Source organism: Streptomyces sp. WAC04114, assembly GCF_019733245.1.
GTDB classification, from domain to species: Bacteria; Actinomycetota; Actinomycetes; order Streptomycetales; family Streptomycetaceae; genus Streptomyces; species Streptomyces massasporeus_A.
Window position 1 is genome coordinate 23932 of the sequence record NZ_JAIGQA010000027.1, and the last position, 20230, is coordinate 44161.

The following is a 20230-nucleotide window of genomic DNA, read 5'->3' on the forward strand; positions in this document are numbered from 1 at the left end:
AGCCGGTTAAGGTCACAGCGGCGCGACTGGCCTTGACATGCGTGAGGGCCCGGAGAGCAAGGGGATGCAAGTGGCTGACGCTGCAGTGAGCGACACCCGGACGACACAGCGGGTGCTCGTCGCCGCGGACAAGTTCAAGGGGTCGCTGACGGCCGTCGAGGTCGCCGAGCGGGTCACGGCCGGACTGCGCCGGGTCCTGCCGGACCTGGAGGTCGAGGCGCTGCCCGTGGCCGACGGCGGCGACGGGACCGTGGCCGCGGCCGTCGCGGCCGGATTCGAGCGCCGGGAGGTACGGGTCGCCGGTCCCCTCGGCGACGAGGTGACGGCGGCGTACGCGCTGCGCGAGGGCACCGCGGTCGTGGAGATGGCCGAGGCGAGCGGGCTGCAACGGCTGCCCGCCGGGGTCTTCGCCCCGCTCACGGCGTCCACGTACGGCTCCGGCGAGCTGCTGCGGGCCGCTCTCGACGCGGGCGCCCGCACGATCGTCTTCGGGGTCGGCGGCAGCGCCACCACCGACGGCGGCGCCGGGATGCTGTCCGCGCTGGGCGCCCGGTTCCTGGACGCCGACGGAGAGCCGGTGCCCCCGGGCGGCGGCGGACTGGCCGAGCTGGCCACGGCCGACCTGTCGGGACTGGACCCGCGCCTCACCGAGGTCGAACTGGTCCTCGCCAGCGACGTCGACAACCCGCTGACCGGCCCGAAGGGCGCACCCGCGGTCTACGGCCCGCAGAAGGGCGCCTCGCCCGACGACGTGGCGGCCCTGGACACCGCCCTCGCGCACTACGCGAAGGTGCTTCAGGGCGCGGCCGGCCCCGAGACCGCCGAGTACGCGGCGTCGCCGGGCGCCGGCGCGGCGGGCGGCATCGGCTACGGCGCCCTGCTGCTGGGCGCCCGGTTCCGCCCCGGCATCGAGGTGATGCTCGACGTCCTGGGCTTCGCACCCGCTCTGGACCGCGCCGACCTGGTCATCACCGGCGAGGGCTCCCTCGACGAGCAGACCCTCCACGGCAAGGCCCCGGCCGGCGTCGCAGCGGCGGCCCGCGCCGCCGACAAGGACGTCGTGGCGGTCTGCGGCCGCCTCGCCCTGCCGCCCGCGACGCTGGGCCGGGCCGGTTTCCGCCGGGCCTACCCCCTGACGGACGCGGAACCGGACGTGGCGAAGTGCATCGCGGAGGCCGGGCCGATCCTGGAACGGGTGGCGGAGCGGATCGCGCGGGACTTCCTGACCTGAGCGGACACGAAGAAGGGCACCGAGATACGAAGAAGGCCCCGAGCCGAGAGCTCGGGGCCTTCTTCGTCGTACGGTCGCTTCGTTACGGCAGCTGCGCCGCCCGTGCCTCGCGGCGGTTGTCGCGGAAGTTGTTCACCCGGCGGGCCGTCGCGAACAGCGGAATCACCGCGCCCATGACCAGCTGGAGCGCACACCCCGTCTGGAGCAGCAGCTGACCGCTCGGCGCGTCGAACGCCCAGGCCGCCATCATGCCCATGCCCACCACGATCCACGACAGCATCGCCACCGCGAGCCGGCCACGCGGCTTCGGGTACTCCACGCGGCTCACCATCAGCCACGCCGTGCCCAGGATCGCCAGCAGCGTCGCCACGAAGGGCAGCTCCAGCAGCACGATGGACACGACCGTCAGTGCGCCGAACGGCGACGGCATGCCCTGGAAGGTGCCGTCCTTGACCGTGACGCACGAGAATCGGGCAAGCCGCAGCACCACCGCCAGCAGCACCACGATCGCCCCGACCGCCGCGACCCGCTGGTACGCGCCCTCCGCCACCATGCCGTAGACGAGGACGAAGTACGCCGGCGCCAGGCCGAAGCTGATCAGGTCGGAGAGGTTGTCCAGCTCGGCGCCCATGGGGGAGGAGCGCAGCTTGCGCGCCACCAGGCCGTCGAACAGGTCGAAGACCGCCGCGCACAGCATCAGGATGACCGCCGTGGCCGCGCTGTTGCGCGCCATGCCGGACTCCTGGCTGCCCATGAGGTCCGGGATCAGGATGCCGGTGGTGGTGAAGTACACCGCCATGAAGCCGCACGTGGCGTTGCCGAGGGTCAGCGTGTCCGCTATCGACAGCCGAAGAGAGAGGGGCATCTCCTCTTCTTCGTCGACCTCGTCGGCCTCCGGGACCCAGCCGGCCTTGGTATCAGGATCAATCACGGTCAATGCGAGTCACCCCAGCCACGGTCTTCTGACCGACCTCGACCGCGACCTCCACGCCCTCGGGCAGGTAGAGGTCGACACGCGAGCCGAAGCGGATCAGGCCGATCCGCTCGCCCTGCTCGACCTTGGTGCCCTGGGGCAGGTAGGGGACGATGCGACGGGCGACCGCGCCGGCGATCTGGATCATCTCGATATCACCGAGCTCGGTGTCGAAGTGCCAGACGACACGCTCGTTGTTCTCGCTCTCCTTGTTGAAGGCGGGAACGAAGCCACCGGGTACGTGCTCGACCGACGTCACCGTGCCCGCGAGGGGCGCACGGTTGACGTGGACGTTCAGCGGGCTCATGAAGATCGCGACGCGCGTGCGGCCGTCCTTCCACGGCATGATGCTCTGCACCACACCGTCGGCGGGCGAGATGACCCGGCCCTGGGTGATCTCGCGCTCGGGGTCGCGGAAGAACCACAGCATTCCCGCCGCCAGCGCGGTGGCGGGAACGGCGACGGCCTTGGCGGCGCCGGAACGCCGGGCCCGGGCCAGGCTGAGGGCTGCGGTGGCGACGGTCGGAAGGAGCCACGGCGATGCTCCGCGCGCGAGGCGTACGCCGGCCCGGCTGTCGCGTGGTGCAGAGGTTTGGCTGTGGGGCATGGATGACCTTCGTAGCGGATGATGCCGCACTCTGACGGGGGACGGCGGCTTTCCGGCGATCGTAGCGGCTCGGAGCCGTAACTGGGTAAGCCAGGCAGCCGAGTCGGCGGCAGAAGAGTATGAACGGGGTGTGATCTTCTTCTCCAAGAAAACACCCCGTATCCGGACATCTAGCCCTGGAAGCGATACTCTTCGAGCAGCCGCCTGCCGATGATCATTTTCTGGATCTCGGCGGTGCCTTCACCGATGAGCAGCATCGGAGCCTCACGGTAGAGGCGCTCGATCTCGTACTCCTTGGAGAAGCCGTAGCCGCCGTGGATCCGGAAGGCGTCTTCGACGACCTCCTTGCAGTACTCGGAGGCGAGGTACTTCGCCATCCCGGCCTCGAGGTCGTTTCGCTCCCCGGAGTCCTTTTTGCGTGCTGCGTTCACCATCATCGCATGGGCGGCCTCGACCTTGGTAGCCATCTCGGCCAGCTTGAACTGGATGGCCTGGTGCTGGGCGATCGGCTTGCCGAAGGTGTGGCGCTGCTGCGCGTACTGGACGCCCAGTTCGAACGCACGCTGAGCGACACCACAACCACGTGCCGCCACGTTGACGCGGCCGACCTCGACGCCGTCCATCATCTGGTAGAAGCCGCGTCCGGTGACCCCGCCGAGCACACGATCGGCGGGAATCCGCAGGCCATCCATGATGAGCTCGGTGGTGTCGACCCCCTTGTAGCCCATCTTGTCGATCTTGCCGGGGATCGTGAGGCCGGGACGCACCTCGCCGAATCCGGGCTCCTTCTCGACGAGGAAGGTCGTCATCGACTTGTGGGGCGCCGTACCCTCGGGGTGACCTTCGTCACTTCTGACCAGAACGGCCACCAGAGACGACGTTCCGCCGTTCGTCAGCCACATCTTCTGGCCGTTCAGGACGTACTCCTCGCCGTCCTTCACCGCCTTCGACGAGATCGCCGACACGTCCGAGCCGAGCGCCGGCTCCGACATCGAGAACGCGCCCCGGATGTCGCCGGCCGCCATCCTCGGCAGGAAGTGGTCCTTCTGCTCCTGCGTGCCGTGCTGCTTGAGCATGTACGCCACGATGAAGTGGGTGTTGATGATGCCGGACACCGACATCCACCCGCGGGCGATCTCCTCCACGCACAGCGCGTAGGTCAGGAGCGACTCACCCAGACCCCCGTACTCCTCGGGGATCATCAGGCCGAACAGGCCCAACTCCTTCAGCCCGTCGACGATCTGCTGCGGGTACTCGTCGCGGTGCTCCAGCTCGGTCGCGACCGGAATGATCTCCTTGTCCACGAAGTCCCGGACGGTGGACAGGATCTCCTGCTGGATGTCCGTCAGACCGGCGGTCTGGGCGAGTCGCGCCATGGCTACTTCTCCTGCTCCCTGAGCTCGGGGCGGCCGGGCTGCTCGCCGCCGCGCTCCTTGATGTACGTCTCGGTCGGCACCATCACCTTGCGGCGGAACACGCAGACCAGCGTGCCGTCCTGCTTGTAGCCCTTGGTCTCGACGTAGACGATGCCGCGGTCGTTCTTCGACTTCGACGGCCACTTGTCGAGCACCGTCGTCTGGCCGTAGACCGTGTCGCCGTGGAAGGTCGGCGCCACGTGCTTCAGCGACTCGATCTCCAGGTTGGCGATCGCCTTGCCGGAGATGTCCGGCACGGACATGCCGAGCAGCAGCGAGTAGATGTAGTTCCCGACGACGACGTTTTTGCCGAAGTCCGTCGTCTTCTCCGCATAGTTCGTGTCCATGTGGAGCGGGTGGTGGTTCATGGTGAGGAGACAGAACAGGTGGTCGTCGTACTCCGTGACCGTCTTGCCCGGCCAGTGCTTGTACGTCGCGCCGACCTCGAACTCCTCGTAGGTGCGTCCGAACTGCATCGCGCTCAGCCCTCCGGGATCTCGAACTTGCTGGTGCGCTGCATGCCCGCCGCGCGGCCCTTGCCGGAGATGACGAGCGCCATCTTGCGGCTGGCCTCGTCGATCATCTCGTCGCCGAGCATCGCCGAGCCCTTCTTGCCGCCCGCCTCGGACGTGTAGTAGTCGTACGCGTCCAGGATCAGCTCGGCGTGGTCGTAGTCCTCCTGCGACGGCGAGAAGATCTCGTTGGACGCCTCGACCTGGCCCGGGTGCAGCACCCACTTGCCGTCGAAGCCGAGCGCGGCGGCGCGCTGGGCGACCTCGCGGTAGCCGTCGATGTTGCGGATCTGCAGGTAGGGACCGTCGATCGCCTGGAGGTTGTTGGCGCGGGCGGCCATCAGGATCTTCATCAGGATGTAGTGGTAGGCGTCCGCCGGGTAGCCGGGCGGCTGCTCGCCCACGACCAGCGACTTCATGTTGATGGACGCCATGAAGTCGGCCGGGCCGAAGATGATGGTCTCGACACGCGGGGAGGCCTGCGCGATCTCGTTGACGTTGTTCAGACCCTGCGCGTTCTCGATCTGCGCCTCGATGCCGATCTTGCCGACCTCGAAGCCCATCGTCTTCTCGATCTGCGTCAGCAGCAGGTCCAGGGCGACGACCTGCTGGGCCGTCTGCACCTTCGGCAGCATGATGCAGTCGAGGTTCTGGCCGGCGCCCTCGACGACCGTGACGACGTCGCGGTACGTCCACTCGGTCGTCCAGTCGTTGACGCGCACGACCCGCGTCTTGCCCGTCCAGTCACCCTCGTTGAGGAACTTGACGATGGTGTGCCGCGCCTCGGGCTTGGCGAGCGGGGCGCACGCGTCCTCCAGGTCGAGGAAGACCTGGTCGGCCGGGAGGCCCTGGGCCTTCTCCAGGAAGCGCGGGTTCGAGCCCGGTACCGCCAGGCAGGAACGCCGGGGGCGAAGGCGGTTGACCGTGGTCATGCGGGGACCTCCAGGGGGTCGAGCTTGTTCGCTTTCCGGATCTCGTCGACGATGCGGCCGATGATTCCGGTGATGTCGAAGTCCTTCGGGGTGAAGACCGCGGCCACTCCGGCTTCCCTGAGCTGCTCGGCGTCACCATTCGGGATGATGCCACCGGCGATCACGGGGATGTCTGTGGCACCGGCCACACGCAGCCGTTCGAGGACGTCCGGCACCAGCTGGGCGTGCGAGCCGGACAGGATGGACAGGCCCACCGCGTGCACGTCCTCGGCGAGGGCCGCGTCCACGATCTGCTCGGGCGTCAGCCGGATGCCTTGGTAGACCACCTCGAAGCCGGCGTCCCGGGCGCGCACCGCGATCTGCTCGGCGCCGTTGGAGTGCCCGTCCAGGCCCGGCTTGCCGACCAGGAAGCGCAGCTTGCCCACGTTCAGGTCCTTGGCCGTGAGGTCGACCTTGCGGCGGACCACGGCGAGCGCGCTGCCCTCCTCGACCGGAACGGCCACTGGTGCCGAGGAGACACCCGTGGGAGCCCGGAACTCGCCGAACACCTCGCGCAGGGCCCCGGCCCACTCGCCGGTCGTCGCCCCGGCGCGCGCGCACTCCAGGGTGGCCTCCATGAGGTTCTCGTTGCCGCGCGCGGCCTCCTTCAGCCGCTCCAGGGCCTTGCAGGGCCGCGGGTGGTTGAAGGGCGGCTGGTAGCGGCTGTCGCGCCACCGCTCCAGGCCGGCGATGACCCGGGCCTCGACCGCCGGGTCCACCGTCTGGATCGCGGTGTCCAGGTCGGCGGTCAGCGGGTTCGGCTCGGTGCCCTCGAAGATGTTGACGCCGATGATCTTCTCCTGGCCGGACTCGATCCGGCCCCGGCGCTCGGCGTGCGAGGCGACCAGCTGCGACTTGAGGTAGCCGGACTCGACGGCCGCCATCGCGCCGCCCATCTCCTGGATGCGGTCGATCTCGGCGAACGACTCCTCGACCAGCCGGTCGACCTTCGCCTCGATGACCTTCGAGCCCTCGAAGATGTCCTCGTACTCCAGCAGGTCGCTCTCGTACGCCAGCACCTGCTGGATGCGCAGCGACCACTGCTGGTCCCAGGGGCGGGGCAGTCCGAGGGCCTCGTTCCAGGCGGGCAGCTGCACGGCACGCGCGCGGGCGTCCTTGGAGAGGGTGACGGCGAGCATCTCCAGCACGATCCGCTGGACGTTGTTCTCCGGCTGCGCCTCCGTCAGGCCCAGGGAGTTGACCTGGACGCCGTAGCGGAAGCGGCGCTGCTTGGGGTTCTCGATGCCGTAGCGCTCGCGGGTGATGCGGTCCCAGATGCGGCCGAACGCCCGCATCTTGCACATCTCCTCGATGAAGCGGACGCCCGCGTTCACGAAGAACGAGATGCGTGCCACGACGTCGCCCATGCGCTCCTGCGGCACCTGGCCGGAGTCGCGCACGGCGTCGAGGACGGCGATCGCGGTGGACATCGCGTACGCGATCTCCTGGACCGGTGTGGCGCCCGCCTCCTGCAGGTGGTAGCTGCAGATGTTGATCGGGTTCCACTTCGGGAGGTGGGAGACCGTGTACGCGATCATGTCCGTCGTCAGGCGGAGCGAGGGCCCTGGCGGGAACACGTGCGTGCCCCGGGACAGGTACTCCTTGACGATGTCGTTCTGGGTCGTGCCCTGGAGCTTGGTGATGTCCGCGCCCTGCTCCTCGGCGACGACCTGGTAGAGCGCCAGCAGCCACATGGCGGTGGCGTTGATCGTCATCGAGGTGTTCATCTGCTCCAGGGGGATGTCCTGGAACAGCCGGCGCATGTCACCGACGTGCGCGATCGGCACGCCGACCCGGCCGACCTCGCCGCGGGCGAGGATGTGGTCGGAGTCGTAGCCGGTCTGCGTCGGCAGGTCGAACGCCACCGACAGACCTGTCTGGCCCTTGGCGAGGTTGCGCCGGTACAGCTCGTTGGACGCCTCGGCCGTGGAGTGACCGGCGTACGTGCGCATGAGCCACGGCCGGTCCTTCTGCCGCACACCTTCGGCGGGCTGACGCTCAGTCATCTATGACCCCGGGTCTCAGATGTTGCGGAAGCGGTTGATGGCGTCGATGTGCTTGGCGCGCTTCTCGTGGTCGCGCACGCCCAGGCCCTCCTCGGGGGCCATGCACAGGACGCCGACCTTGCCCTGGTGGAGGTTGCGGTGCACGTCGTAGGCGGCCTGGCCGGTGTCCTCGAGGGAGTACACCTTCGACAGAGTGGGGTGGATCTTGCCCTTCGCGATGAGCCGGTTGGCCTCCCAGGCCTCACGGTAGTTGGCGAAGTGCGAGCCGATGATCCGCTTCAGCGACATCCACAGGTAGCGGTTGTCGTACTCGTGCATGTAGCCCGAGGTCGAGGCGCAGGTGGTGATGGTGCCGCCCTTGCGGGTGACGAAGACCGACGCGCCGAAGGTCTCGCGGCCCGGGTGCTCGAAGACGATGTCGATGTCCTCGCCGTCGGTGAACTCGCGGATGCGCTTGCCGAAGCGCTTCCACTCCTTCGGGTCCTGGGTGGTCTCGTCCTTCCAGAACTTGTAGCCCTCGGCGCTGCGGTCGATGATCGCCTCGGCGCCCATCGAGCGGCAGATGTCCGCCTTCTGCTCGCTGGAGACGACGCAGATCGGGTTGGCGCCGCCGGCCAGCGCGAACTGGGTGGCGTAGCTGCCGAGTCCGCCGCTCGCGCCCCAGATCAGGACGTTGTCGCCCTGCTTCATGCCGGCGCCGTTGCGGGAGACCAGCTGCCGGTAGGCGGTGGAGTTGACCAGGCCGGGGGCGGCGGCCTCCTCCCACGACAGGTGGTCGGGCTTCGGCATCAGCTGGTTGGACTTGACCAGGGCGATCTCGGCGAGGCCGCCGAAGTTGGTCTCGAAGCCCCAGATGCGCTGCTCGGGGTCGAGCATCGTGTCGTTGTGGCCGTCGCTGGACTCCAGCTCGACGGACAGACAGTGCGCGACGACCTCGTCACCGGGCCGCCAGGCGTTGACGCCCGGGCCGGTGCGCAGGACGACGCCCGCGAGGTCGGAGCCGATGATGTGGTACGGCAGGTCGTGGCGCTTGGCCAGCTCGTTGGTGCGGCCGTAGCGCTCCAGGAAGCCGAAGGTGGACAGCGGCTCGAAGATCGACGTCCACACCGAGTTGTAGTTGACCGAGGAGGCCATGACGGCCACGAGCGCCTCGCCCGGGCCGAGCTCGGGCAGCGGCACCTCGTCGAGGTGGATCGACTTGCGGGGGTCCTTGTCGCGCGTGGCGAGTCCGGCGAACATCTCCGTCTCGTCCTTGTGCACGGTGATCGCGCGGTACGACTCGGGGATCTGGAGGGCGGCGAAGTCCTCCGACGTGGAGTCGGGCGACTGGATCGCGGCCAGGATGTCCTTAACGGTCACGGTGTTGCCTCCGGCGGTGAGCGCCCTGAGGGAGGGGCGCCGATGGTTACGTCGGTGCTGCTGAGGGTTGAGGGTGTGCCGTCGGTTCGGCGGTGGTGCTGATCGGCAGCGCTGGGTGGCGCGGGAGGTTGCCTGTGACGCAGGCGCCCGGGCGGACAAGCGGGTGAGCTTGCCGGGACGTCGTCCGGACCTCTTCAACGTATGACACCGCGTGTCACCCCGCAAGGCACTGAGTGCCAGAACTTGATCTCAGATGAAATCTTTACGTAACAAATGAGCGATGATCGATCGAATGGGCTCTTCAAGGGCCTGCAAAACGGCCCCTGACATGCCAAAACGGCCACCCCGAGGGGTGGCCGTCATCACACGGGTGAAGGAGTGCTCAGCGCTCCTTGAGAGCCTGCTCGATCGTCCTCATGACCTCGTCGAGCGGTGCGTCGGTGCGGGCGACGGTCACCAGTACCTCGCCCTGCGTGGAGGCCGTGGCCACGGCCGGCTGCGGCTCCGTCGAGCGGCCGGCCCCGATGCCCGAGCCGAAGGTCTTGCGCACGATCGCGAACGCGTGGTCCAGCTGCGCCTCCACGTCCCCCTGGCCGCCCGCGCGCAGCCAGCGCCGCAGGACGTGGTTGTGGGCGGTGACGACCGCCGACGCGGCGACCTCCGCCAGCAGCGGGTCGTCGTTGGCGTCGTCGGCGTGCGCGCGCTCGTCGAAGTGGCCGAGGAGATAGCGGGTGAAGAGGCGCTCGTAGCGGGCCACCGAGGCGATCTCCGCCTCGCGCAGGGTGGGCACCTCGCGCGTCAGCTTGTAGCGGGCCACCGAGATCTCCGGCCGGGCCGCGTACATCCGCATGACTTCCTTGATGCCGCGGCACACCGTGTCGAGTGGATGCTCGTGCGCGGGCGCTGCGTTGAGCACCGCCTCGGCGCGGATCAGGGTGTCGTCGTGATCGGGGAAGATCGCCTCTTCCTTGGAGCGGAAGTGGCGAAAGAAGGTGCGGCGGGCGACCCCGGCCTGGGCCGCGATCTCGTCGACGGTGGTCGCCTCGTACCCCTTGGTCGCGAACAGCTCCATCGCGGCGGCCGCCAGTTCCCGGCGCATCTTGAGCCGCTGGGCGGCGGCGCGAGAGCCGGCGGCACTCTCCGGCGCGTCGGCCGTGGCGGGTGTACGTGAGGACTTGGCGGGCTGGGGCATGCCCTGAACGTACTGCATGTGCGCAGCTCGCCGCGCATGACCCGGTTCTCCTCCGCCGCCGGAGGGCGGGTCGGGGGCGGCCCGGCCGGCCGGGTGGAACCGGTCCGGGCCGAGCAGGCCGCCCCACTCCGCGCCGGACCGGAACCAGTCGCCGGGACGCTCAGCGCTTGGCATATTCGCGGAAGCCACGGCCGGTCTTGCGGCCGAGGCAGCCCGCGGCCACCAGATGCTCCAGGAGCGGCGCCGGAGCGAGCCCCGGGTCGCGGAACTCGCGGTGCAGGACCTTCTCGATGGCGAGCGAGACGTCCAGCCCGACGACGTCCAGCAGCTCGAACGGGCCCATCGGGTAACCGCCGCCCAGCTTCATCGCCGCGTCGATGTCGTCGAGCGAGGCGTAGTGCTCCTCGACCATCTTGATCGCGTTGTTCAAGTACGGGAACAGCAGCGCGTTCACGATGAAACCGGCCCGGTCACCGCAGTCGACCGGGTGCTTCCTGATCCGGCCGCACACCTCGCGGACCGTCGCGTGGACGTCGTCGGCGGTCAGCACCGTACGGACGACCTCGACCAGCTTCATGGCCGGCGCCGGGTTGAAGAAGTGCATGCCGATCACGTCCTGCGGGCGCGAGGTGGCCCGGGCACAGGCCACGACCGGCAGCGACGAGGTGGTGGTGGCCAGGATCGCGCCCGGCTTGCAGACCTTGTCCAGGGCCGCGAACAGCTGCCGCTTGACCTCCAGGTCCTCGGCCACCGCCTCCACGGCCAGGTCGACGCCGGCGAAGTCGTCGTACGTGCCCGTGGCGGTGATGCGGTCCAGGGTCTCGGCGGCCGCCTCCGCGGTCATCCGGCCCTTGTCGACCGAACGGGACAGGGACTTGCCGATCCGGGCCTTGGCGGCCTGCGCCTTCTCCGCGCTGCGGGCGGCGAGGACCACCTCGTACCCGCCCTTGGCGAACACCTCGGCGATACCGGAGGCCATGGTGCCCGAGCCCGCGACACCGACCGAGTGGATCTCCCGCCCGGGTGCCAGGTCGCCGCTCTCCTGCGGGGTCAGCGCGTCCCGCACGACGACCGGGCTGCCCGGCGCCTCGTACGTGTAGAAGCCGCGCCCCGCCTTGCGGCCGGTCAGACCCGCCTCGCTGAGCTGCTTGAGGATCGGGGCCGGGGCGTGCAGCCGGTCGCGGGAGGAGGTGTACATGGCCTCCAGGACCGTGCGCGCGGTGTCGACACCGATCAGGTCGAGCAGCGCCAGCGGGCCCATGGGCAGTCCGCAGCCCAGGCGCATCGCGGCGTCGATGTCCTCGCGGGAGGCGTACTTCGCCTCGTACATCGCGGCGGCCTGGTTGAGGTAGCCGAACAGCAGGCCGTCCGCGACGAATCCGGGCCGGTCCCCGACCGCGACGGGCTCCTTGCCCAGGTCGAGCGCGAGGTCGGTGACCGCGGTGACGGCCGCCGGCGCGGTCAGCACCGAGGAGACCACCTCGACCAGCTTCATGGCCGGCGCGGGGTTGAAGAAGTGCAGGCCCAGCACCCGCTCGGGGCGGGAGGAGTCGGCGGCCAGCCGGGTCACGGACAGGGCGTTGGTGCCGGTCGCCAGGATCGTCTCCGGGCGCACGATCCCGTCCAGCTCCCGGAAGATCTGGTGCTTGATCTCGTACGACTCCGGGGCCACCTCGATGACCAGGTCGGCCTCGGCCGCGGTGTGCAGGTCGGCGGAGGTGCGGACACGGCCGAGGATCTCGGCGCGCTCCTGCTCGGTCAGCCGGCCGCGCTCGACGCCGCGGGCGGTGGAGGCCTCCAGTGCGGCGACGCACTTCGCGGCCTGGGTCTCGCTGATGTCGATGCCGACGACCGTGCGGCCGGCCTTGGCGAGGACCTCGGCGATGCCGGTGCCCATCGTGCCGAGGCCGACGACGGCGATGGTCTGCAGAGGGGACTGGGACGGGTCGGACAGGGGAGTGGCCATCGCGGGACTCCAGGATGAGGGTGACGACGGGGAACGCGCTCCGGGTGCGCCGGAGTCGGCCCGGCAGGAGCCGGACCACGGGCGCACCGGGTGCGTGGTGAAGTGCGGGTGTTCGCCGGGCTGCGAAGCGCACACGCCCGGTGCCGCGCCCCGGGCGTGCACACGCCCGGAAGGGAACGGCGGTTCCGACCGGCCCTGTCCCGGGGCCGAGCCGAACTTGCGGTACCTGAGGCACCGAACCGACTGCTCCCGCGACAGCCGCGTCACCAGACCGCCGCGAGGAAAACGAGTGGGTAACTCGCTCGTCTGAGCTTAACCGGCGGGTAACGAGCGCGCCAGTCCCCGGGTTTGTGATGTACGTCCCGCGCAGCTCGCGGCCCGCCTAACCTCTGAGTCATGGACGAAGAGTTGCGATCACTCACGGAGCGCTTACGGCAGGAGTCGGGGGCGCCGCCCGCGTTCGAGCGGCTCGTGGCGACCGACGACCTCGACGCCCTGGCGGCGGCACTGACCGAACCCGGGCAGCACCTGTGGGCGAGGGAGCTGGCCGCGTTCCGGCTGGGGCTCGCGCAGGACCGGCGGGCCTTCGAGGCCCTGGTGCTGCTGCTCAACCATCGCGACCCCCCGCGCTGCGCCTCCGCCGCCCATGCTCTGGCCCGGCTGGGAGACCCGCGCACCGCCCGCGCGGCCGCCGCCCTCGCCACCAACGAACTGCGCGTCGCCTACGCCCTGCACCCGGTACGGCTGCTGGTCGAGCTGCGCGCCCCGGAGGCGGTGCCCGCCCTGATCACCACGCTCCAGCGGCGTCTGCGCCCGCACGACCCGTACCGCCGCGTGGCCCTGGCCTGTGTGGACGGGCTGGGGGCGCTGGGCGACGCCCGGGCCAGACCCGTCCTGAACGAGGCACTCGCGCATCCGACGCTCGCCGAGGCGGCGGTGCGGGCGCTGGGGCGGATCCCGAAGCAGCGGTGACGACGGCGGGGGAGGGACCCGGGCCCGCCGTATCGCGACGTCAACGGGCAAGGGGCCTGCTGTACCGCACCTCGGGGACGTCGACCCCGTCCACCTCGAAGGGCTCCTCGGCGCCGTCCGCCCGGAAGCCGGCCCGTTCGTAGAAGCGGCGGGCCCGGTCGTTCTCCTTGAGCACCCACAGCAGGAGACGCCCGTGGCCCGCGGCGGCACAGCGCGCGACCGACTCGGCGAGCAGCGCCCGCCCCACACCCCGCCCCATCTGATCCGGGTGCACGTAGACGGCGTACAACTCGGCGTCCTCGGTGCCGACTTCCCCGTCCCGGTACGGGCCGTGACAGGCCCAGCCGACGATCTCGCCGCCGGTGTCCTCGGCGACCAGGTTCACCACACTGCCGTCGCCCTGCGCGAGGTACGCACGACGCCGCTCGGCGTCCTCCTCGACGCTGAGCCGGTCCAGGTAGGACTGCGGCACCAGGCCCCGGTAGGCGCTGCGCCAGCCGCCGACACGGACCTCCGCGACGCCCTCGCAGTCGGCGAGCGTCATCTCCCGTATCCGCAGGCCCCTCATGGCGCGACCACCGCGAACGCCTCGACCTCGACCAGGAACTCGGGCCGCACCAGCGCCGCGACCTGCACCGCCGAAGCGGCGGGCAACCGGTCGTCGGGTATGTGCTCGGCGCGGGCCGCGCGGACGGCCGGCACATGGGCCATGTCCGTGACGTAGTAGGTGAGTTTGACGACGTCGTCGAAGGTCGCGCCGGCGGCCGCCAGGCAGCGCCTGAGGTTCTCGAAGACCTGGCGCGCCTGGGCCGCCGGGTCGCCCTCGCCGACCGGCCGCCCGCGCTCGTCGAGCGCGACCTGACCGGCGATCGCCACGAAACGGCCGGTGCCCAGGACGATGGGGGCACCCCCTGCTCGAGCGAAGCCGAGAGCTTGGGGGAGGCTGTATTGGTTAGCGGCGGCGAGTCCGTCGGGGACGGGGATTCTTGTCAGCTCACTCATGGGTTCATGGTGGACCACGGCACTGACTGTCCCCGCCCTCCCCGGCGTCCCGTCAGCCGCTCAGTGGCGGAAGCCGAGCAGGCCGTGCAGCGCCGAGCCGTTCGACGGGGCCGACGCCGCCTTTCCCGTCGCCGTCGTGGGCTCGGGATCCGGCAGCGCCTCGCACACCGCGTCCGCCTCGCCGTACCCGCGCGGCACGGTGCCGTCCGTCAGATACGCCGCCAGGTGCTTGTCCAGGCAGGCGTTGCCGCTCAGCGTGATGCCGTGGTTGCCGCCGCCCTCCTCGACCACCAGGCTGGAACGGGCCAGCAGATGATGCACGGTGACAGCGCCCTCGTACGGCGTGGCCGCGTCGTCGGTCGCCTGGAACAGCAGGACCGGTGGCAGCGTGCCGTTGGCCACGTTCACCGGGCGCAGCGAGTCCGTCGGCCAGAACGCGCACGGCGCGTTGTACCAGGCGTTGTTCCAGGTCATGAACGGCGCCTTCTCGTACACCGCCCAGTTGTCCGCACGCCACCGCCGCCAGTCGCGCGGCCAGTCCGCGTCCCGGCACTGCACCGCGGTGTAGACGCTGTAGCCGTTGTCGCCGGAGGCGTCGACCGCGCCGATGTCCTCGTACGCCTCGACCAGCGGCTCGGGATCCTTGTCGCGCACGTACGCCGCGAACGCCTCCGCGAGGATCGGCCAGTAGCCGTTGTAGTAGCCGCCGGGGATGAAGGTGTCCTCCAGCTCCGAGGCGCCCACCGTGCCGCCGGCCGGCTTCTTGGCGAGGGCCGCGCGCATCGCGTACCACGAGGCCTCGATCTTCTCCGGACCGGCGCCCAGCCCGTACGTGGCGTTGTGTTCGGCGACCCAGGCCAGGAAGGCGCGGTGGCGGTCGTTGAAGGCCACGTCCTGGTTGAGGTTGGCCTCGTGCCAGACGTCCGTCGGGTCGACGACGGAGTCCAGGACCAGACGCCTCACCCGCTCGGGGAAGAACCTGGCGTAGACGACGCCCAGGTAGGTGCCGTAGGAGTAGCCGAAGTAGTTGATCTTCTTCGCGCCCAGGGCCCGCCGGATCGCGTCCATGTCGCGGACGGTGCTGGTGGTGTCGATGAACGGCAGGAGCTGCGCGTATTTCTTGCCGCAGGCGGCGGCGAAGGACTCGGCACGGGCGAGGTTGGCCTTCTCGATCGCCGGTGTCGTCGGCAGGGAGTTGGGGCGGACCGGGTCGAAGTGGCCCGGCCTGCAGTTCAGCGCGGGCTTGCTCGCCCCCACGCCGCGCGGGTCGAAGCCGATGACGTCGTACTGGGCCGCGACCTTCGCGGGCAGCGAGCGCGCGACGAACCCGGCGAGCTTCAGGCCGCTGCCGCCGGGGCCGCCGGGGTTGACCAGCAGCGGGCCCTGGTAGGTCCGGGCGGTGTGCGGGACGCGGGACAGGGCGAGGGTGATCTTCTGCCCCTGCGGCCTGCGGTGGTCGAGCGGCACCTTCAGCGAGGCGCACTGCAGCGTCGGGTGGTCCTTGGTGGCACAGCTCTTCCAGGTGAGCCTCACGGTCCGGGAGCCGGTGGTCGCGGTGCCGAGGGCGCTCGCCTCCGCGGGAAGGGCCGTGAGGGTCGCCGCCGTGACGACGGCGGCTCCGCACAGCGCGGCCGCGCGTTTGCTCATGGAGTCCTCCCAGGACGGCGGGACGAAGGACCGCGAAGATCGCCGTCCTCGCCGCATCGTCCCGGAAACCGGTCCTGGAGGAACTCATTCGGTAAAGCTCATGACCCGATTGGATCTCAGATGCGCTCGAATGCTCGCCGCTCCTACAAGAGGGAGAGCTGGGTCGGTCCCGCCGCCTCAGGCTCCTCGGCCGCCTCGGCCGGCCGGATCCGCCGCGGCATCCCCGCGCGCGTGGGCCCGATGCCGTACTCCTCGGCCAGCTCGTGCACCTGACGGGTGATCCGCCGCTGGTACCACTTCGGGGCGTAGGAGCCCTGCGCGTACAACCGCTCGTAACGGGCCACCAGGTACGGGTGGTGCTGCTCCAGCCAGGCCATGAACCACTCCCGGGCACCGGGCCGCAGATGCAGCACCAGCGGCGTCACGGACGTGGCGCCGGACGCCGCGATCGCCCGTACGGTGGCGCGGAGTTGGGCGGGCGTGTCGCTCAGGAACGGGATCACCGGCGCCATCAGCACCCCGCAGCCGATGCCGTGTTCGGCCAGGGTGCGCACGACCTCCAGGCGCCGCTCCGGCGCGGGCGTGCCGGGCTCGACGGTGCGCCAGAGCTCCTGCTCGGTGAAGCCCACCGACACGGAGATGCCGACGTCGGTCACCTGCGCCGCCTGGACGATCAGGTCCAGGTCGCGCAGGATGAGCGTGCCCTTGGTCAGGATCGAGAAGGGGTTCGCGTGGTCGCGCAGCGCCGCGATGATGCCCGGCATCAGGCGGTAGCGGCCCTCGGCGCGCTGGTAGCAGTCGACGTTGGTGCCCATCGCGATGTGCTCGCCCTGCCAGCGACGCGAGCCGAGCTGCCGGTGCAGCAGCTCCGGCGCGTTGGTCTTGACGACGATCTGGCTGTCGAAGCCGAGGCCCGTGTCGAGGTCCAGGTAGCTGTGCGTCTTGCGCGCGAAGCAGTACACGCACGCGTGCGAGCAGCCCCGATAGGGATTGACCGTCCACTGGAACGACATCCGCGAGACCGCCGGCACCCGGTTGATGATCGAGCGGGCCCGGATCTCGTGGAAGGTGATTCCGCGGAACTCCGGAGTATCGAACGTGCGGGTCGTGACCGCGTCCGCGCCGAACAGCGCGGCATCGGCCCGGCTGTGTTCGGAGTCCGATGTGAGGTTCTCCCAGCGCATGACGCCTCCTCGGTAGCACTGACCACAGAATAGAACACATGTTCCCTTGATCGTGCGAGGGTGTTTTCCGAACGTGTTCGACCGGGTTGCGCCACCCCGATTTGGGGGGCCGGGCAGCGGGGTGGTTGGCTTGCCCCGACCCCTGAGCAACCAGTCCTGGAGGAAAGCGATGGCGCAGGTCGAGGCCACTACGGAGCGGATCGTCGCGGCGGACGCGGAGACGGTGTTCGACGCCCTCGCCGACTACAGCGGCACGCGCGCGAAGCTGCTGCCCGAGCAGTTCAGCGAGTACGAGGTCCGGGAGGGCGGTGACGGCGAGGGCACCCTCGTCCACTGGAAGCTCCAGGCCACCAGCAAGCGCGTGCGCGACTGCCTCCTGGAGGTCAGCGAGCCCACCGACGGCGAGCTGGTCGAGAAGGACCGCAACTCCTCCATGGTCACCACCTGGCGAGTCGCCCCGGCCGGCGAGGGCAGGTCCCGGGTCGTCGTCACCACCACCTGGACCGGCGCCGGCGGCATCGGCGGCTTCTTCGAGAAGACCTTCGCACCCAAGGGCCTCGGCCGGATCTACGACGCGATGCTGGCCAAGCTCGCCGCCGAGGTCGAGAAGTAGTCCGCCCCAAGGTTCAACGTCTCAGGGGTTGTTGCCCCTCCTCACCGGTTCGAGTGATCTCCGTACGGCTCGCTCCTGTGCCGTAACTCGTCGCGCTTGCTCGTAGTTGTCGCTTTTACGCGGGAATTGCGCGGCAGCGCGACGAGGGGAGCGGTGAGTGGGCGGGATCACTCTGGCGCAGGACGAACCGGCGGTAGCGCCTCCCGACACCCCCGCACCCCCGCCGGGTCCGGACACCGGACCGAGCCCGCGCCGGGTGCGGGTGGTCTTCCTCGCTCTCATGCCGGCCCTTCTCCTGGCCGCCCTGGAGCAGATGATCGTCGCCACCGCGCTGCCGAAGATCGTCGGTGAACTGCACGGCCTGGACCGGATGTCCTGGGCGATCACCGCCTACCTGCTCACGGCCACCGTCGGACTGCCGATCTACGGCAAGCTCGGCGATCTGCTGGGCCGCAAGGGCGTCTTCCAGTTCGCGATCGTCGTCTTCGTCGTCGGCTCCGCGCTCGCGGGCCGGGCTCGGACCATGGACCAGCTGATCGCCTTCCGCGCCCTGCAGGGCGTCGGTGCGGGCGGCCTCATGACCGGCGTCCAGGCGATCATCGCGGACATCGTGCCGCCCCGGCAGCGCGGCCGCTACATGGGCCTGATCGGCGCCGCCTTCGGCCTCGCCTCCGTGGCCGGACCGCTGCTCGGCGGCTACTTCACGGACCACCTCTCCTGGCGCTGGTGCTTCTACGTCAACGTCCCCTTCGGCCTGGTCACCCTGGTCGTCGTCGCCGTCACGCTGAAGCTCCCCAAGCCGGCCGTCCGGGCCCGGCTGGACGTCCTCGGCGCGCTGCTGCTGACCGCCGCCTCCACCTGTCTGGTCCTGCTGGCCAGCTGGGGCGGCACCGAGTACGCCTGGGACTCGCGCATGATCCTGGGCCTCGCGGCCGGAGCGGCGGCGGCGACCGTCCTCTTCCTCGTCGTCGAGCACTTCGCCGTCGAACCCCTCATCCCCCTCAGGCTGTTCAGGGACTCCGTCTTCAACGTCACCGGCCTGGTCGGCCTGGTGATCGGGGTGGGCCTGTTCGGCGCCGCCAGCTATCTGCCGACGTACCTGCAGATGGTCGACGGGGCCTCCGCCACAGAATCGGGCCTGCTCATGCTGCCGATGATGGCCGGCATCGTCGGCGCCTCGATCATCGCCGGCCGGCTCATCAGCCACACCGGCCGCTACAAGGCCTACCCGATCCTCGGCGGCGCCCTCTCCGTCACCGGCATGTGGCTGCTGTCGCGCCTGGAGGTCGGCACGCCCCGGCTGCACTACAGCATCTGGATGGCCGTCCTCGGCGCCGGCATCGGCATGGTGATGCCGGTGCTGATCCTCGCCGTACAGAACTCCGTACGCCCCTCCGACCTCGGCACGGCCACCAGCGCCAACAACTACTTCCGGCAGATCGGCGGCAGCGTCGGAGCCGCCGTCTTCGGCACCCTGTTCGCCGACCGGCTCGCCGACGCCCTCGCCGACCGGCTTCCCGCGCGGGCCGGGCTGCCTGACCCCGAGTCCCTCACCCCGCAACTCGTGCACGCGCTGCCCCCGGCCCTGCGCGACGACTACATCCGGGCGTACGCCGACGCCATGCCGCGGATCTTCCTCTACCTGGTGCCGGTGCTCGTCCTCGGACTGGTCATCGCCCTCTTCCTCAAGGAGAAACCCCTGGTGTCCCACAACGCCTCCGTCACCGACCCGGCGCCGGGGACCGTCCCGGTCCCGCCGGCCCGCGCCGCGCACCTCGCGGGCGTGCCCGTGTGCGGCTCGGTGCAGCACCCCGACGGGACCGTCGTGCCCCGCGCGGCGCTCACGCTCATCGACGTCACCGGGCAGCAGACCGGCCGCGGCGCGAGCGGCGAGGACGGGCGCTACGCGCTGGCCACCCCGGGCCCGGGCTCGTACGTGCTGATCGCCGCGGCCGGCGGCCACCAGCCGCAGGCCGTCACCGTGACCGTCGGCGAACGCCCCGTCGAGCTCGACATCGTCCTCGGCGGCGCCGGAAACCTGATCGGCACCGTGGTCACCGCCGACGGCTCACCCGTGCGGGACGCCACCGTCACCCTCACCAACGTGCACGGCGAGGTCGTCGCCACCACCCGCAGCGGCCGGGAGGGCGGCTACGCCATCACCGAGCTCGTCGCCGGTGAGTACACCCTCGCGGCCAGTGCGCCCGCCTTCCGCCCTGCCGCGCTCCCCGTCACCGTCCAGGCCGCCCGCGAGACCCGCCGGGACATCGAACTGGCCGGCGGGGCCGTGCTGCGCGGCACCGTCCGGGCGGGCGGCGGCCGGCCCGTCGAGGACGCGCGCGTGACCCTGCTCGACGTGGCGGGCAACGTCGTCGACACCCTCACCACGGGCGCCGACGGCACGTTCCGCTTCGTCGACCTGTCCTCCGGCGAGTACACCGTCATCGCCGCCGGATACCCGCCCGTCGCCACCGTGCTCCAGGTCGCCGGAGGAGGCCGTACCGAGCGGGATCTGCAGCTGAGCCACGAGGACTGAACCGGCACCGGCCGCGAGCCGAACGGGCAGCGGCGCGCGGGGTC

At 70.4% G+C, this 20230-nt stretch carries 17 protein-coding genes; 4 read left to right on the forward strand and 13 right to left on the reverse strand.

What is annotated here, in order from left to right; all coding sequences use genetic code 11:
• The first annotated feature begins 112 nt into the window (after positions 1–112).
• A complete protein-coding gene (locus K4G64_RS10620) occupies positions 113–1231 on the forward strand; it encodes a glycerate kinase (RefSeq protein WP_221755802.1) in 1119 nt (372 codons plus the stop codon).
• A gap of 82 nt (positions 1232–1313) precedes the next feature.
• Here the strand turns inward: K4G64_RS10620 and pssA are convergent, their stop codons facing one another.
• The 9 genes from pssA to K4G64_RS10665 form a co-directional block, all read right to left on the reverse strand.
• Positions 1314–2096, reverse strand: a complete 783-nt coding sequence (pssA, locus tag K4G64_RS10625) for a CDP-diacylglycerol--serine O-phosphatidyltransferase (protein WP_104780902.1) — start codon at positions 2094–2096, stop codon at positions 1314–1316.
• A gap of 58 nt (positions 2097–2154) precedes the next feature.
• A complete protein-coding gene (locus tag K4G64_RS10630) occupies positions 2155–2811 on the reverse strand; it encodes a phosphatidylserine decarboxylase (RefSeq protein WP_030843916.1) in 657 nt (218 codons plus the stop codon).
• A 170-nt stretch (positions 2812–2981) separates the two neighbouring features.
• Positions 2982–4187: an acyl-CoA dehydrogenase family protein gene (locus K4G64_RS10635; protein ID WP_221755781.1), complete on the reverse strand. Its 1206-nt coding sequence runs from the start codon at positions 4185–4187 to the stop codon at positions 2982–2984.
• Positions 4188–4189: 2 nt separating this feature from the next.
• Complete coding sequence (locus tag K4G64_RS10640; protein ID WP_062930087.1) at positions 4190–4702, reverse strand: MaoC family dehydratase; 513 nt, start codon at positions 4700–4702, stop codon at positions 4190–4192.
• A gap of 5 nt (positions 4703–4707) precedes the next feature.
• Positions 4708–5670, reverse strand: a complete 963-nt coding sequence (locus tag K4G64_RS10645; RefSeq protein WP_030843907.1) for a CoA ester lyase — start codon at positions 5668–5670, stop codon at positions 4708–4710.
• Entirely contained in the window at positions 5667–7715 is a 2049-nt protein-coding gene (locus tag K4G64_RS10650) for a protein meaA (protein WP_221755782.1), read from the reverse strand. The genes K4G64_RS10645 and K4G64_RS10650 overlap by 4 nt, the downstream gene beginning before the upstream one ends.
• Before the next feature lie 15 nt (positions 7716–7730).
• Positions 7731–9074: a crotonyl-CoA carboxylase/reductase gene (gene ccrA / locus K4G64_RS10655; protein WP_033309195.1), complete on the reverse strand. Its 1344-nt coding sequence runs from the start codon at positions 9072–9074 to the stop codon at positions 7731–7733.
• A 382-nt stretch (positions 9075–9456) separates the two neighbouring features.
• A complete protein-coding gene (locus K4G64_RS10660) occupies positions 9457–10284 on the reverse strand; it encodes a TetR family transcriptional regulator (protein WP_185006715.1) in 828 nt (275 codons plus the stop codon).
• Between the two features lie 142 nt (positions 10285–10426).
• On the reverse strand, positions 10427–12232 hold the full coding sequence (locus tag K4G64_RS10665; RefSeq protein ID WP_221755783.1) for a 3-hydroxyacyl-CoA dehydrogenase family protein: 1806 nt from the start codon (positions 12230–12232) through the stop codon (positions 10427–10429).
• 396 nt (positions 12233–12628) lie between these two features.
• Between K4G64_RS10665 and K4G64_RS10670 the strand changes: the two genes are divergently transcribed.
• On the forward strand, positions 12629–13204 hold the full coding sequence (locus K4G64_RS10670; protein WP_221755784.1) for an adenylosuccinate lyase: 576 nt from the start codon (positions 12629–12631) through the stop codon (positions 13202–13204).
• Positions 13205–13244: 40 nt separating this feature from the next.
• Here K4G64_RS10670 and K4G64_RS10675 read toward each other — a convergent pair whose 3' ends face one another.
• The 4 genes from K4G64_RS10675 to K4G64_RS10690 all read right to left on the reverse strand — a co-directional run bounded on the left by K4G64_RS10675 (position 13245) and on the right by K4G64_RS10690 (position 17037).
• Entirely contained in the window at positions 13245–13772 is a 528-nt protein-coding gene (locus K4G64_RS10675; protein ID WP_260460296.1) for a GNAT family N-acetyltransferase, read from the reverse strand.
• Positions 13769–14206, reverse strand: a complete 438-nt coding sequence (locus tag K4G64_RS10680) for a RidA family protein (RefSeq protein WP_221755785.1) — start codon at positions 14204–14206, stop codon at positions 13769–13771. The genes K4G64_RS10675 and K4G64_RS10680 overlap by 4 nt, the downstream gene beginning before the upstream one ends.
• Before the next feature lie 60 nt (positions 14207–14266).
• Entirely contained in the window at positions 14267–15853 is a 1587-nt protein-coding gene (locus K4G64_RS10685) for an alpha/beta hydrolase (protein WP_221755786.1), read from the reverse strand.
• Positions 15854–15996: 143 nt separating this feature from the next.
• On the reverse strand, positions 15997–17037 hold the full coding sequence (locus tag K4G64_RS10690) for an Rv2578c family radical SAM protein (protein ID WP_221755787.1): 1041 nt from the start codon (positions 17035–17037) through the stop codon (positions 15997–15999).
• 169 nt (positions 17038–17206) lie between these two features.
• Here K4G64_RS10690 and K4G64_RS10695 point away from each other — a divergent pair, with 169 nt between their 5' ends.
• Positions 17207–17650, forward strand: a complete 444-nt coding sequence (locus K4G64_RS10695; RefSeq protein ID WP_030896705.1) for an SRPBCC family protein — start codon at positions 17207–17209, stop codon at positions 17648–17650.
• Between the two features lie 157 nt (positions 17651–17807).
• Positions 17808–20186, forward strand: a complete 2379-nt coding sequence (locus K4G64_RS10700) for an MFS transporter (protein WP_221755788.1) — start codon at positions 17808–17810, stop codon at positions 20184–20186.
• Positions 20187–20230 lie beyond the last annotated feature (44 nt).

Bases quoted from the DNA above. Each gene is read 5' to 3' on its own strand.
- pssA (WP_104780902.1), bottom strand. From the start codon at position 2,096: ATGCCCCTCTCTCTTCGGCTGTCGATAGCGGACACGCTGACCCTCGGC.
- K4G64_RS10685 (WP_221755786.1), bottom strand. From the start codon at position 15,853: ATGAGCAAACGCGCGGCCGCGCTGTGCGGAGCCGCCGTCGTCACGGCG.
- K4G64_RS10645 (WP_030843907.1), bottom strand. From the start codon at position 5,670: ATGACCACGGTCAACCGCCTTCGCCCCCGGCGTTCCTGCCTGGCGGTA.
- K4G64_RS10630 (WP_030843916.1), bottom strand. From the start codon at position 2,811: ATGCCCCACAGCCAAACCTCTGCACCACGCGACAGCCGGGCCGGCGTA.
- K4G64_RS10690 (WP_221755787.1), bottom strand. From the start codon at position 17,037: ATGCGCTGGGAGAACCTCACATCGGACTCCGAACACAGCCGGGCCGAT.
- K4G64_RS10650 (WP_221755782.1), bottom strand. From the start codon at position 7,715: ATGACTGAGCGTCAGCCCGCCGAAGGTGTGCGGCAGAAGGACCGGCCG.
- K4G64_RS10640 (WP_062930087.1), bottom strand. From the start codon at position 4,702: ATGCAGTTCGGACGCACCTACGAGGAGTTCGAGGTCGGCGCGACGTAC.
- K4G64_RS10660 (WP_185006715.1), bottom strand. From the start codon at position 10,284: ATGCAGTACGTTCAGGGCATGCCCCAGCCCGCCAAGTCCTCACGTACA.
- K4G64_RS10695 (WP_030896705.1), top strand. From the start codon at position 17,207: ATGGCGCAGGTCGAGGCCACTACGGAGCGGATCGTCGCGGCGGACGCG.
- K4G64_RS10665 (WP_221755783.1), bottom strand. From the start codon at position 12,232: ATGGCCACTCCCCTGTCCGACCCGTCCCAGTCCCCTCTGCAGACCATC.
- K4G64_RS10670 (WP_221755784.1), top strand. From the start codon at position 12,629: ATGGACGAAGAGTTGCGATCACTCACGGAGCGCTTACGGCAGGAGTCG.
- K4G64_RS10675 (WP_260460296.1), bottom strand. From the start codon at position 13,772: ATGAGGGGCCTGCGGATACGGGAGATGACGCTCGCCGACTGCGAGGGC.
- K4G64_RS10635 (WP_221755781.1), bottom strand. From the start codon at position 4,187: ATGGCGCGACTCGCCCAGACCGCCGGTCTGACGGACATCCAGCAGGAG.
- K4G64_RS10680 (WP_221755785.1), bottom strand. From the start codon at position 14,206: ATGAGTGAGCTGACAAGAATCCCCGTCCCCGACGGACTCGCCGCCGCT.